The 12,881-nt window shown below is 71.6% G+C and carries 10 protein-coding genes and 1 tRNA gene; 3 read left to right on the top strand and 8 right to left on the bottom strand.

Annotation, left to right across the window (positions count from 1 at the left end; all coding sequences use genetic code 11):
- Positions 1 to 243: 243 nt before the first annotated feature.
- Positions 244 to 3,036, top strand: coding sequence for a phosphoenolpyruvate carboxylase (ppc, locus tag T328_RS20805; RefSeq protein WP_496497616.1), 2,793 nt, complete (start codon positions 244 to 246; stop codon positions 3,034 to 3,036).
- 373 nt (positions 3,037 to 3,409) lie between these two features.
- On the opposite strand, the gene pth is transcribed toward ppc, so the two are convergent.
- From pth to T328_RS20775, 6 genes are all read right to left on the bottom strand, one after another.
- Positions 3,410 to 4,000: an aminoacyl-tRNA hydrolase gene (gene pth / locus T328_RS20800; protein ID WP_496497615.1), complete on the bottom strand. Its 591-nt coding sequence runs from the start codon at positions 3,998 to 4,000 to the stop codon at positions 3,410 to 3,412.
- 186 nt (positions 4,001 to 4,186) lie between these two features.
- The gene (locus T328_RS20795; RefSeq protein ID WP_496497614.1) at positions 4,187 to 4,807 is read right to left on the bottom strand and encodes a 50S ribosomal protein L25/general stress protein Ctc; all 621 of its coding nucleotides are present in this window, start codon (positions 4,805 to 4,807) and stop codon (positions 4,187 to 4,189) included.
- Between the two features lie 206 nt (positions 4,808 to 5,013).
- A complete protein-coding gene (locus T328_RS20790; protein ID WP_496497613.1) occupies positions 5,014 to 5,991 on the bottom strand; it encodes a ribose-phosphate diphosphokinase in 978 nt (325 codons plus the stop codon).
- 96 nt (positions 5,992 to 6,087) lie between these two features.
- Positions 6,088 to 7,593 (bottom strand): bifunctional UDP-N-acetylglucosamine diphosphorylase/glucosamine-1-phosphate N-acetyltransferase GlmU, encoded by a 1,506-nt coding sequence (glmU, locus tag T328_RS20785; protein ID WP_496497612.1) that lies wholly within the window; start codon positions 7,591 to 7,593, stop codon positions 6,088 to 6,090.
- A 102-nt stretch (positions 7,594 to 7,695) separates the two neighbouring features.
- Positions 7,696 to 7,768 (bottom strand) — tRNA-Gln (locus T328_RS20780).
- A 9-nt stretch (positions 7,769 to 7,777) separates the two neighbouring features.
- Entirely contained in the window at positions 7,778 to 8,692 is a 915-nt protein-coding gene (locus T328_RS20775) for a hypothetical protein (protein ID WP_496497611.1), read from the bottom strand.
- Positions 8,693 to 8,849: 157 nt separating this feature from the next.
- On the opposite strand from T328_RS20775, the gene T328_RS20770 reads away from it, so the two are divergent.
- Positions 8,850 to 10,292: a sensor histidine kinase gene (locus T328_RS20770; protein WP_496497610.1), complete on the top strand. Its 1,443-nt coding sequence runs from the start codon at positions 8,850 to 8,852 to the stop codon at positions 10,290 to 10,292.
- Positions 10,293 to 10,453: 161 nt separating this feature from the next.
- On the opposite strand, the gene T328_RS20765 is transcribed toward T328_RS20770, so the two are convergent.
- Positions 10,454 to 10,984, bottom strand: a complete 531-nt coding sequence (locus T328_RS20765; protein WP_496497609.1) for an SUKH-3 domain-containing protein — start codon at positions 10,982 to 10,984, stop codon at positions 10,454 to 10,456.
- 3 nt (positions 10,985 to 10,987) lie between these two features.
- Positions 10,988 to 11,491, bottom strand: a complete 504-nt coding sequence (locus T328_RS20760) for a YwqJ-related putative deaminase (RefSeq protein ID WP_496497608.1) — start codon at positions 11,489 to 11,491, stop codon at positions 10,988 to 10,990.
- A gap of 399 nt (positions 11,492 to 11,890) precedes the next feature.
- Between T328_RS20760 and T328_RS20755 the strand changes: the two genes are divergently transcribed.
- On the top strand, positions 11,891 to 12,874 hold the full coding sequence (locus tag T328_RS20755) for an HNH endonuclease (protein WP_496497607.1): 984 nt from the start codon (positions 11,891 to 11,893) through the stop codon (positions 12,872 to 12,874).
- The last annotated feature ends 7 nt before the right edge of the window (positions 12,875 to 12,881 follow it).

Here is a 12,881-nt window from a genome sequence, read left to right as displayed (position 1 = left end):
CTGAAAGAGGCACGGTTCCAACGGGCGTACATACGCGCCCGTGTGGAAGGAACATTTCTTGAGTGCCCGCAGACGCCGCTTCCCATGCCGCGACCCCGCGGGCTTCGCCCACCCGGGCGCCAAGCCCGGCCGATAGTCTGGGGGCGTCGGACAGCGCGGTCCGCGCCCCTGCCCGTCGCGCACCGCCGCGCACCGCCGCGCACGGGCGGAACCACCAGCGCCGCACGTCAAGGAGCCGCATCAGTGACCAGTGCCGACACCCACGCGCACCGCCCCGCCGGAGCCGCAGGCCCCGACCCGGGCGCCGCGGCCGCCGGCAACGCCGAGCTGCGCGCCGACATCCGGCGCCTCGGCGACCTGCTCGGCGAGACCCTCGTCCGCCAGGACGGACCCGAACTGCTGGACCTCGTCGAGCGCGTCCGCGCCCTCACCCGCACCGACGGCGACGCCGCCGCCGAGCTGCTGCGCGACGTCGACCTGGAGACCGCCGCCCGGCTCGTGCGCGCCTTCTCCACCTACTTCCACCTCGCGAACGTCACCGAGCAGGTGCACCGCGGCCGCGAGTTCCGCGCCCGCCGCGCCGCGGAGGGCGGCAACCTCGCCCGTACCGCCGACATGCTCAAGGACGCCGACCCCGCGCACCTGCGCGAGACCATCGCCAGCCTCGGCGTACGCCCCGTCTTCACCGCCCACCCCACCGAGGCCGCCCGCCGCTCCGTCCTCACCAAGCTGCGCGACGTCGCCCGGCTGCTGGACGCCGACGAGGGCAAGTCCGCCGCCGACCGCCGCCGCTGCGACCGCCGCCTCGCCGAGGACATCGACCTCATCTGGCAGACCGACGAACTGCGCGTCGTCCGCCCCGAGCCCGCCGACGAAGCCCGCAACGCCATCTACTACCTCGACGAACTCAACCGCGGCGCCGTCGGCGACGTCCTCGAAGACCTCGCCGCCGAACTGGAACGCGCCGGCGTCGACCAGTCCGCCGTCCTCCCGCCCGGCACCCGGCCGCTGACCTTCGGCACCTGGATCGGCGGCGACCGCGACGGCAACCCCAACGTCACCCCCCAGGTCACCTGGGACGTGCTCCTGCTGCAGCACGAACACGGCATCACCGAGGCCATCGGCCACGTCGACGGCCTACGCTCCGCCCTGTCCAACTCCATCCGCAACGGCGGCGCCACCGACGAACTCCTGGAGTCCGTCCAGCACGACCTGGAGCTGCTCCCCGAGATCAGCCCCCGCTACAAGCGGCTCAACGCCGAGGAGCCCTACCGGCTCAAGGCCACCTGCATCCGGCAGAAGCTCCTCAACACCCGCCGCCGCCTCGCCGACGGCAGCGCCCACGTGCCCGGCCGCGACTACCTCGGCACCCAGCAGCTCATCGACGAACTCACCCTCGTACAGACCTCACTGCGCGCCCACCGCGGCTCCCTCGTCGCCGACGGCCGTCTGGAGCGCACCATCCGCACCGTCGCCGCCTTCGGCCTGCAGCTCGCCACCATGGACGTACGCGAACACGCCGACGCCCACCACCACGCCCTCGGCCAGCTCTTCGACCGGCTCGGCGAGGAGTCCTGGCGCTACCTCGACATGCCCCGCGACTACCGCCGCGGCCTGCTCGCCAAGGAGCTGCGCTCCCGCCGCCCCCTCGCGCCCACCCCCGCACCGCTCGACGCCGCCGGGGCCCGGACCCTCGGCGTCTTCGAGACCGTCAAGAAGGCCATCGACGTCTTCGGGCCCGAGGTCATCGAGTCGTACATCATCTCCATGTGCCAGGGCGCCGACGACGTGTTCGCCGCCGCCGTCCTCGCCCGCGAGGCCGGGCTCGTCGACCTGCACGCCGGCTGGGCGAAGATCGGCATCGTGCCGCTGCTGGAGACCACCGACGAGCTGAAGATCGCCGACGACCTGCTCGACGCCATGCTCTCCGACCCCTCCTACCGGCGGCTCGTCTCCCTCCGCGGCGACGTGCAGGAGGTCATGCTCGGCTACTCCGACTCCTCCAAGTTCGGCGGCATCACCACCTCCCAGTGGGAGATCCACCGCGCCCAGCGCCGGCTGCGCGACGTCGCCCACCGGCACGGCGTACGACTCCGCCTCTTCCACGGCCGCGGCGGCACCGTCGGCCGCGGCGGCGGCCCCACCCACGACGCGATCCTCGCCCAGCCCTGGGGCACCCTCGAAGGCGAGATCAAGGTCACCGAACAGGGCGAGGTCATCTCCGACAAGTACCTCGTGCCGTCCCTGGCCCGGGAGAACCTGGAACTCACCGTCGCCGCCACCCTCCAGGCATCCGCCCTGCACACCGCGCCCCGGCAGTCCGTCGAGGCGCTCACCCGCTGGGACGCCGCCATGGACGTCGTCTCCGACGCCGCCCACGCCGCCTACCGCGGGCTCGTCAACGACCCCGACCTGCCCGCCTACTTCTTCGCCTCCACCCCCGTCGACCAACTCGCCGAGCTGCACCTCGGCTCCCGGCCCTCCCGCCGCCCCGACACCGGCGCCGGACTCGACGGGCTGCGCGCCATCCCCTGGGTCTTCGGCTGGACCCAGTCCCGGCAGATCGTGCCCGGCTGGTTCGGCGTCGGCTCCGGGCTGCGCGCCGCACGGGAGGCCGGGCTCGACGCCGTCGTGGAGGAGGCGTACGAACACTGGCACTTCTTCCGCAACTTCCTCGCCAACGTCGAGATGACGCTCGCCAAGACCGACCTGCGGATCGCCCGGCACTACGTCGACACGCTCGTGCCCGACGAGCTGAAGCACATCTTCGCCGTCATCGAGGCCGAGCACGAGCTGACGGTCAGCGAGGTGCTGCGCGTCACCGGCGAAGCGGAGCTGCTGGAGGCCAACCCGGTGCTGCAGCAGACGTTCCGCATCCGCGACGCCTACCTCGACCCCATCTCGTACCTACAGGTCACGCTCCTCGGCCGGCAGCGCGAAGCCGCGGAGCGCGGCGAGGAGCCGGACCCGCTGCTGAGCCGGGCGCTGCTGCTGACGGTCAACGGGGTGGCGGCGGGGCTGCGCAACACGGGGTGACCTCCGGTCCGGGCGGCGGGGGAGGCCGGTGGTGGGGCGGGGGCTGAGCGGCTTCCGCCGTGGCCGGGTGCCGGAAAAACTCCACGGGGCTCCGCCCCCCGGCCCGCGGGACCTGCCCGGTCGCGGCGCGGTGCGGGCGGCCGGATCGGTACCGGACTTCGTCGATTCCGCCGGGCCGCGCGGCCCGGCGGAGAGGAACCGCACGACGACGTGCCCGCCCTGCCGGCCGGGGCTCCTCGCGTGCGCGGGCGCTCAGCGGAGCCGCGCTCAGCGCGGCGGGTTCAGTGCCGGCAGCTCACGCCGCGGCGGCCGGGCACCAGGTAGCGGCCAGGCCCACAACGGCTCTGCCACAGTCTCCTGACAGAGTGGCGGATCAGCCGTTGTACGTGTTCTGGGCCCGCGCCAGACCCTCCGTGACCAGCGCCTCCACCGCGTCGGCCGCACGGTCCACGAAGTAGTCGAGATCCTTGCGCTCCGTGGCGGAGAAGTCCTTCAGTACGTAGTCCGCCACGTCCATCCGCCCCGGCGGCCGGCCCACGCCGAACCGGACCCGCAGATACTCCCGGCCCAGCGCCTTCGACAGCGACCTCAGCCCGTTGTGGCCGTTGTCCCCGCCACCCAGCTTCAGCCGCAGCGTGCCGTACTCCAGATCCAGCTCGTCGTGGACGACGACCAGCCGGTCGAGCGGAATCTTGTAGAAGCCCGCGAGCGCGGAGACCGGCCCGCCGGACAGGTTCATGTACGACATCGGCTTCGCCAGCACGATCCGCCGGCTCAGCGGCCCCGGCGGACCCAGCCGCGCCTCCACCACGTGCGCACGCGACTTGTGCACCTTGAACCGGCCCCCGGCGCGCTCCGCAAGCAGGTCGGCGACCATGAACCCCACGTTGTGCCGGTTGCCCGCATACCCCGGGCCCGGATTGCCCAGGCCCACGACGAGCCACGGCTGCGCTGCGTCCGACATCTGCTGGCTCTCCCGGAGTGCGTGCTGCTCGTACGGGGACGGGGTGGGCGGCGTACGCGACGGGGGGACGGCGTACGTACGCGGCGGGTCACGGCGTACGCGACCCGGGCGGCGGCAGCGCCGCCGGGCCGGGGCCGGCGCGGCCGGGACACCCCCGGCCGGCCGTCGGGCCCCGGCCCGCCGCCCTCACTCCTCGGACTTGCCCTCGGCGACCCCGGCTGCCTCGCCCTCGGCGACCTCGCCCTCCGCCGCCACCGGCTCCTCCGCCTGCGGCGCGACCACGTGCAGCACCGGGTCCTCCCCGTCCACCGCGAGCGTCACCCCGGCCGGCAGCCTGACGTCCCTGGCCGCCACCGTCGCACCCGCCTCCAGGCCCTCGACGCTGACCGTCACCGACTCCGGGATGTTCGTCGCCTCGGCCTCCACCGGCAGCGCGTGCAGCGTGTGCTCCAGCAGGTTCCCGCCCGGCGCCAGGTCGCCCTCCACCTGGATCGGGACCTCGACCGTGACCTTCTCGCCGCGCTTCACCACCAGCAGGTCGACGTGCTTCAGCACACCGTTCCGCAGCGCGTCGCGCTGCACGTCCTTCGGGATGACCAGCTCGGACTTGCCGTCGACCTCAAGGCTGATCAGCACGTTCGACGTCTTCAGCGCCATCAGCAGGTCGTAGCTCGGCAGCGACACGTGCCGCGGGTCGGCGCCGTGGCCGTAGACGACACCGGGAACCTTGTCCTGGCGACGCAGCCGGCGGGCCGCACCCTTGCCGGTCTCGGTCCGCGGCTCCGCGGCGATCTTGTACTCGGCCATGACTGCACTCCTCGCAGTAGGTGAAGCTGACGGGACGGTCACCCGGCCGCAATCGGCCTGCCACGAAGAGCGCGTCGATAACGGAGCACCGGGACCGGACCCATACGGAACACGCCGTACGAACCGGAGCGGCCTCCCTCGCCGAGCAACTCCCCGAGTCTACCCGGCGGCAGGAGGCCGCCCCAAGTCGATCTTCTCCGCGCAGGCTAAGCGTGCTCCTCGAAAAGGCTGGTCACCGACCCGTCCTCGAACACCTCGCGCACCGCCCGCGCAATCACCGGCGCCATCGACAACACCGTGATCTTGTCCAGCTCCAACTCACCCGGCGTCGGCAGCGTATTCGTGAAAATGAACTCGCTGACCTGCGACCCCTTCAGCCGGTCACCCGCCGGCCCCGACAACACCCCGTGCGTCGCCGCCACGATCACATCCTCCGCGCCGTTCGCGAACAACGCATCCGCCGCCGCACAGATCGTGCCACCGGTGTCCACCATGTCGTCCACCAGCACACACACCCGGCCCTCCACATGCCCGACGACCTCGTGCACCGTCACCCGGTGCGCCACATCCGGATCACGGCGCTTGTGCACGATCGCCAGCGGCGCACCCAACCGGTCACCCCAACGGTCCGCCACCCGCACCCGCCCCGCGTCCGGCGACACCACCGTCAGCTTCGAGCGGTCCGTCTTCGACGCCACATAGTCCGCCAACACCGGCAGCGCGAACAGATGGTCCACCGGGCCATCGAAGAAACCCTGAATCTGGTCCGTGTGCAGATCCACCGTCAGAATGCGGTCCGCGCCCGCCGTCTTCAGCAGATCGGCGATCAACCGCGCCGAAATCGGCTCCCGGCCACGGTGCTTCTTGTCCTGCCGCGCATAGCCGTAGAACGGGACGATCGCGGTGATACTGCGCGCAGACGCGCGCTTCAGCGCGTCCACCATGATCATCTGTTCCATGATCCACTGATTGATGGGCGTCGTGTGGCTCTGCACCACAAAACAGTCAGCACCCCGCGCCGACTCCTCGAAACGGACATAGATCTCACCGTTCGCGAAATCGAACGCCTTCGTCGGAACGAGGCCCACACCAAGCTCGTGCGCAACCTCCTCGGCAAGCTGAGGGTAGCCACGGCCGGTGAAAAGCATCAGCTTCTTCTGGCCGGTCGTCTTGATCCCGGTCACAGCACGTTCTCCTCGATATCGGGGCAGGCGGCCGGGCGGGCGGCCGGTCGGATGTCCTACTCACCGTACGCCCCGCGCGCCCCCACCCCCACGCCGTCACCCCGCCTGACCGGCCCCCTCGTCCCCCTCGCCCCCCTCTGGCCCTTCCGTACGCGCCGCCTCCGCCGCCCGCGCCGCCGCACTCCCCGGCCGCTTCCGGGCCACCCAGCCCTCGATATTGCGCTGCTGCCCCCGCGCCACCGCCAGCGAACCCGGCGGCACATCCTTCGTGATCACCGACCCCGCCGCCGTATACGAACCGTCCCCGATTGTGACCGGCGCAACAAGCATGTTGTCCGCCCCCGTACGGCAATGACTCCCGATCGTCGTGTGATGCTTCGCCACCCCGTCGTAGTTGACGAAGACACTCGCGGCACCGATGTTCGTGAACTCACCGATCGTCGCGTCCCCCACATACGACAAATGCGGCACCTTCGTCCCCGCCCCCACATCCGCGTTCTTCATCTCCACATACGTGCCGGCCTTCGCCCCCGCACCCAGCCGCGTCCCCGCCCGCAGATACGCATACGGACCCACACTCGCCTCCGGCCCGATCTCCGCCCCCACCGCAACCGCGTTCACCACCCGCGCACCCGCACCCACCGCCGTGTCCGTCAACGTGCACCCCGGCCCCACCTCGGCCCCGGTGGCGAGGTGGGTGGTGCCCTGGAGCTGCGTCTGCGGATGCACCACCGCATCCGCCTCGTACGACACCCCCACGTCGAACCACGTCGACGCCGGATCCACCACCGTCACCCCCGCCAGCATCGCGTCACGCAACAGCCGATCGTTCAGCAACCGGCGCGCCTCCGCCAACTGCACCCGGTTGTTGATCCCCAGGATCTCCCGATGATCGGCGGCCAGCGAAGCACCCACCCGGTGACCCGCGGCGCGCAGAATCCCCAGCACGTCCGTCAGATACTCCTCACCCTGGCTGTTGTCCCGCCGCACCTGCGTCAACGCCGACGCCAACAACTTCGCGTCGAACGCGAACACCCCGGAGTTGATCTCCCGGATCTCCCGCTGCGCGGCGGAGGCGTCCTTGTGCTCCACGATCCCGGTCACGGCACCGGTCCCCGCGCCGGTCCCCGCGCCACCCTCGCGGACGATGCGGCCGTACCCGGTCGCGTCTGGCACCTCCGCGGTCAGCACGGTCACGGCGTTCCCGCCGGCGGCATGTACCCCCGCCAGCCGCGCCAGCGTCTCCCCGGCCAGCAACGGCGTATCCCCGCACACCACCACCACGGTCCCGTCCAGCTCCACCCCGCCCCCGGCCAGCTCCTCCAACGCGATCCGCACGGCGTGCCCGGTGCCGTTCTGCTCCCGCTGCACGACGGCACGGGCGCGGGGGGCGACCTCGCCGAGATGCGCGGAGACGGCCTCGCGGCCGTGCCCGACGACCACGACGAGATGCTCGGGGTCCAGCTCACCGGCGGCGGCGACGACGTGCCCGACGAGGGAGCGACCACAGATGCGGTGCAGGACCTTGGGGGTCGCGGACTTCATTCGGGTGCCTTCGCCCGCGGCGAGTACGACGACGGCTGCGGGGCGGTTCGCGGTCACGTGAGGTCCTTACGCAGGCGGAATCTGGGATACCGGCAGGATACCGAGGGGGTACGCGGGGGTAACGCAAACGGGCCCCGGCGCATGCCGGGGCCGTAGGTGCTCCGCGAGCAGGATTTGAACCTGCACCAAAGGATTCAAAGTCCCCTATGCTGCCCGATTACACCATCGCGGATTAAACGGCTTAAACGGACATCTCTCGCGAGTTGTCCCGCCGCGCGCCCACCACTATGCCGTACCACCACCCCTCAATGCGACGGTAGAGATCCGCGCCTTGGAGGACGCGAACCACCAGGCAGCCCCGATAGCTCTCCCCTACGTTCTTGCGCACCGTTACCGGATTGTGCTTCTTGATAGTCGTCTTGTCGAAGCGCGACAGATCGCTGCCCACGTGGTCGGCCCAGAACCGCTCGACCGCGGCCACGTCCGCGGACTCGTGGATCAGCAGGCGGAAGCGCAGCCGTTCGGGTTCGACGCCGAGCAGGCGTAGCCAGGCGAGGTAGAGCTCGATCATGTCGGGGTCACTGTTGACGAAGATCGTCGACTCGTTGCGCCGGTAAGGCTTGCTCTTGGAGCCCTCGGACCAGTAGAGGCCCACCCCGACGAGGAACAGCTCCCGATCTGTGAGCCGCCCGATCTCGCGGGCCGCGTCGAGCTTCGTCTGCTGCCGTTCGGCCTCTCTCCTTCGGAGAGTCGCTTCCCATCCCCGTTTCGCAATGGCTGACGCTTCCTCCCGGGTCCGGGTCCGGGGCGGTGGCTTCGGCAGGTCTCGTACCCAGAGCGAGATCGAGCCCTTCGAGCAGCCCAGCTCCAGCTGGATCTGGTCGTACGTCTTGCCCTGCTTGCGTAACTCGCGGGCCCTTGCCCGCAGGTCGTCCTTCGCTCGGGGGCGCTTCGTCCACTCCGGGGGCGGTTCGCCTTCCAGGAGGCGGTTGAGTAAGTCGTTGTTGCCGACTTTCAGGCGGTCGCGGATCTGTCTGCGGCTCAGGCCCTCTCTGCGGAGGGCGACCGCCTGGTCGCGGAGTTCCTCGAAGGTGGTCGTGCCGGTGAGCAGGCCGCCCGTGCCGTCGCCCGGGCGGCGTTGTCTTGCGTGGTTCATGGCGACCAGCCTGGCCGGGATCCGGGCCTGGGGATGCGAATATACGGTCGATTCACCAGTTCGGGGCTTACCTGTTGGTTTCGTGTGCGTTCGAATGCGTTGCGTGCTGTTGAACCCGGAGCCTGCCACTGCGCGATCGGCCTTTACGCTGGTTGGTATGACCACGTCGGGGGAAGCCGTGAGCGAGGTCTCCGGGGGGCGGAGGCCGCTCTGGTGGTGGGCGCGGCGCCGGTCGATGGTGCTGGATGTGGGGCTGGCGTTGGTGTCGGCCGTGGAGTGTGCGGTGCAGGGGGTGCCGTTCGCGGGGGACGCCGGGTTGCCGGTGGGGTTCGCGATCGTGCTGGGGGTTGTCGCGGGCAGCGCGCTGGTGCTGCGGCGGCGGTGGCCGTGCGTGCCCGTGCTGGTGGCCATCGCGGTCACGCCTGCGGAGATGGGCTTCCTGCTGAGCATCGTCGGCCTCTACACCCTGGCCGCCTCCGATATCCCCCGCCGCATCACCGCGGCGCTGGCCGGGATGTCGGTGTCCGCCGTGATCATCGTCACGTTCGTGCGGATGTACCAGACCTTCGAGGAGCACGGCCGGGACTCCCCGTTCGTCCTGGCCGCGCTCGTCGCTCTGCTGATGTCGGTCGGCGTGACGGTGCCGCCGCTGTTGCTCGGGCTGTATGTGGGTGCGCGGCGTCGGCTTGTGGAGAGCTTGCGGGAGCGGGCGGACGGGCTGGAGCGGGAGTTGTCGTTGCTCGCGGAGCGGGCGGAGGAGCGGGCGGTGTGGGCGCGGCGTGAGGAGCGCACGCGGATCGCGCGTGACATGCATGACGTGGTGGCGCACCGGGTGAGTTTGATGGTGGTGCATGCGGCGGCGCTGGAGCGGGTGGTGCTCAACGATCCGGAGAAGGCGGCGCGGAACGCGGCGCTGGTCGGGGATATGGGGCGGCAGGCGCTGACGGAGCTGCGGGAGATGCTGGGCGTGCTGCGGATGCCGGCGGGGTCGGTGCCGGTGCCGGTGTCGGGGGGCGGGGTTGTGGGCGGGTCTTCTTCTTCGCCGTCGGCTGCCGGGGCTGCCGGTGTCGGTGCGGCGGCCGGGGTGGGTGCGGAGCGTGCTTCCTCCGGTGCGGTCGCCGCCGCGGCGGGCCGGGCCGGGGGTACGGGTACGGGTGCGGACGGCGGTGGCGCCCGGGGGGCGGCGTCGGGTGCGGGGGAGGGTGTGGGGACGGGGCTGGGCGACGTGGAGTCGCTCGTGGGCGAGTCCCGTGTCGCGGGCATGGCGGTGGACTTCGCGGTGGAGGGTGACCCGGGCCCGTATGCCGCCGAGGTGGAGCAGACGGTCTACCGGGTCGTGCAGGAGGCGTTGACCAATGTCCACAAGCACGCCCCGGGCGCCAAGGCCCGGGTGCTGCTTGCGCACCGTGTCGCGGAGGTGGCGGTGCTGGTGACCAACGGTCCGTCCGATGGTGCGCTGCAGAGCGCCGGGCTGCCGAGCGGCGGCAACGGTCTGGTGGGCATGCGGGAGCGTGTGACGGGCCTGGGTGGCGGCTTCGTCTCGGGTCCGACGGAGGGCGGCGGCTTCCGCGTCTCGGCGGTTCTTCCCAGTGGGACGTAGCACCGGCTGAGGCGGCGGCGAAGCCGGGTGCCATGCCTGTCCCGTACGGTGTGCCTGGCCGGTGCGGATGCGCTGCGTCTGGCCTCCGGTGGTGGGGGCCGCGGGGCCGAGCGCCCGCTACGACCCCGCGCCCGTACGGGCGTCCGCGCCGCCGTCCGCTCCTATCCCGCCTCCGGCGTCAGCCGCTGCGGCTCCAGCCCTGTCACCAGCGTCACCAGCGTTTCGTCGACGCTGCGGCCCAGGAACCAGTCCCCGGTGTGGTCCAGCGCGTACCCGCGGCCGTCCGCGTCGACGGCGAGCACCGCCTGTGCCGTGCTGCCGTCGGGGGCCAGTTCGGCGCCGAGCGGGCACAGCTCGGTCTGCAGCGCCCGGCCCAGGTCTGCGAGGGTCCGGGTCAGGTGGAGGCCGTGCATGGGGTCGACGTGCAGGTCGGCGGGGCCCAGTTGGCGGCCGGGGCCTTCGCCGACGACGCGTAGACCGCCGAATTCCGCCCACGCCTCGACCGCCGCGGGGAACACCGCGTGCAGATGGCCGCCGGGTGACACGTGTGCCCGTAGCGCGTCGGCCCAGCTTTCGGCCTGCACTATGTCCCATCGGCCCGGTTCCCAGCCGGCCGCGCGCAGTGCGCTGTCGACTTCGACGGGGAAGCGCGTGTGGTGCGCGGCCGGGTCGCGCGGGTCCGTGGGGACCACGGTTCAGTCCCTGGCGTGCGCGTCGCCGACGGTGCGCACGCCGAAGTGGGTGAGGAGGGCGGTGCAGGAGCGGCACGGTGGTGCGTACCGCCCGTGCAGGGGGTCGCCGTCCTCGCGGATGTGCCGGGCGGTGATCTTGGCGTTTTTCAGGGCTCGCCGGGCCTCTCCCGCGGACAGTGGTCTGCGCGCGGCGCGTTTGCCGCGGCCGGCTTCGACGGCGGCGAGGTGCCGCGAGAGCAGCACGGCTTCGGGGCAGCGTCCGGTGAACCGCTCGCGGCGGCTGCTGGTGAGCGTGTCGAGGAAGTCCTGGACGAGCGGGTGGAGCAGGGGGCCCTGGTCGGCCCGGCCCGCCGTGCAGGTCAGGGTCTGGCCGCGGACCGAGAGGGCGGCGCCGACGGCCGGCAGGACGCCGTCGCGCCGCCTGGTGAGGCGGGGCGCGCCGTCGCCGGGCGCCGCGTCGCGCCAGTCGGCGCGGGGGTCGGCCGCCGGGCCCGTCCCCGTTCCCATGTCCGTTTCCATGTGTCCGTACGGTGTGTCCGTGTCGCCGAAGGGGCTGCCCATACCGCCGTATGGATCGCCGCTGGCGAGCGGATCTGCTGTGTCTGAGCGTGCGTGCATAGCGGTAAGAGCCTCCCCCGTGAAACTCCGCTGTCTCGCGTCGTCCAGCTTGCCACATACGTACGACACGCCACCCGGGATGCCTTCTGTACCGGCGTGTGCACGCCCCGTGTGGTGCTCCGGCGCTACTGCGGTGCTGCTCGGTTGCTGCTTCGGTGCTGGGCAAGTCCGTCATTGCGGAGCAGATCACGCCGCTTGCCGGGGCGCTGTCTGACCAGGGCGGGACCGGCGGCCACGGCACCCCATAGGCTGTGTTTCGACGGAGACCAACGGCAGGGGGCATACGCGATGACGTCAGGTCGGCGAGGAACGACCGCCGCACCGCCGAACGCGGCATACGCCGGGCAGGTCGTGAACTTCCCGGACCCCGTCCGGGCTGCCAGACACCCCCGTGGCGTTCGGGTCGACGCCGACGGTTATCCGGACTTCTCCCCGTACGCGCGGGCGGCGGCGGAGATCGCCGAGCCGCCGGAGGGCTTCGGCATCGACGAGCTGCGGCTGACGGACTACGTGTCGGCGAACGCGGCGCTGCGCGCGCAGGGCCACGAGCTGTGGTCGACGCTGCCGCCGTCGGCGACGCCGCACGGCTGGACGTGGCATCACGTCGCCGGGACGCGCCGGATGGAGCTGGTGCCGGCCGATGTGAAGGCGCTGCTGCGCCACCATGGCGGGCTGGCCACCGCGGCCGTTGACCAGGACAAGCGGGGCACCCGTCCGTTGCAGGAGACGCGGCCGGTGCACTTCACGCTGCCGCGTGACGGTGCGGCGGTCACGGAGGAGCAGGTCCTGGGCATCGAGGAGGATCTCGGTTACGGGCTGCCGGGGGCGTACCGCGACTTCCTGAAGGCGGCGGGGGGCTGTGCGCCGGTCGGTGCGGCGCTGGATCCGGAGCTGGGGCTGCTGGTGGACCAGCCGTTCTTCACGGTGCGGGACGAGGCGGCGGTCAACGATCTGGTCTACGTCAACAAGTGTCTGCGGGACCATCTGACGAAGGACTATCTGGGCGTGGCGTTCCTGCAGGGTGGGGTGCTGGCGCTGAAGACGAAGGGCCGCAGGCGCGGCAGTGTGTGGTTCTGCCCGTACGACGACGCGCGGGACCAGGGCGACGCGGGCTGGTCGATCGAGGAGCGGGTGGAGCGGCTGCTGCTGTTCTGCGGGGAGGACTTCGACGCTTTCCTGGACCGGCTGGTCGGCGGCCCGCCGGAGCTGGAGACCGTGGCGAATCTGATGGTGGACGGCGGCTTCGCGCGCGCCGTGCCGGTGGAGGGGTGAAGGCGTA

This window comes from Streptomyces sp. CNX435, assembly GCF_059570575.1.
This window is presented reverse-complemented; position numbering and strand designations above follow the sequence as displayed.

What these genes read in the sequence shown, in the direction of transcription:
- pth (WP_496497615.1), bottom strand. Translation starts at nt 4,000, where the DNA reads ATGTCGGACGCAGCGCAGCCGTGGCTCGTCGTGGGCCTGGGCAATCCG.
- T328_RS20795 (WP_496497614.1), bottom strand. Translation starts at nt 4,807, where the DNA reads ATGGCCGAGTACAAGATCGCCGCGGAGCCGCGGACCGAGACCGGCAAG.
- T328_RS20775 (WP_496497611.1), bottom strand. Translation starts at nt 8,692, where the DNA reads ATGAACCACGCAAGACAACGCCGCCCGGGCGACGGCACGGGCGGCCTG.
- T328_RS20770 (WP_496497610.1), top strand. Translation starts at nt 8,850, where the DNA reads ATGACCACGTCGGGGGAAGCCGTGAGCGAGGTCTCCGGGGGGCGGAGG.
- T328_RS20760 (WP_496497608.1), bottom strand. Translation starts at nt 11,491, where the DNA reads ATGGGAACGGGGACGGGCCCGGCGGCCGACCCCCGCGCCGACTGGCGC.
- T328_RS20755 (WP_496497607.1), top strand. Translation starts at nt 11,891, where the DNA reads ATGACGTCAGGTCGGCGAGGAACGACCGCCGCACCGCCGAACGCGGCA.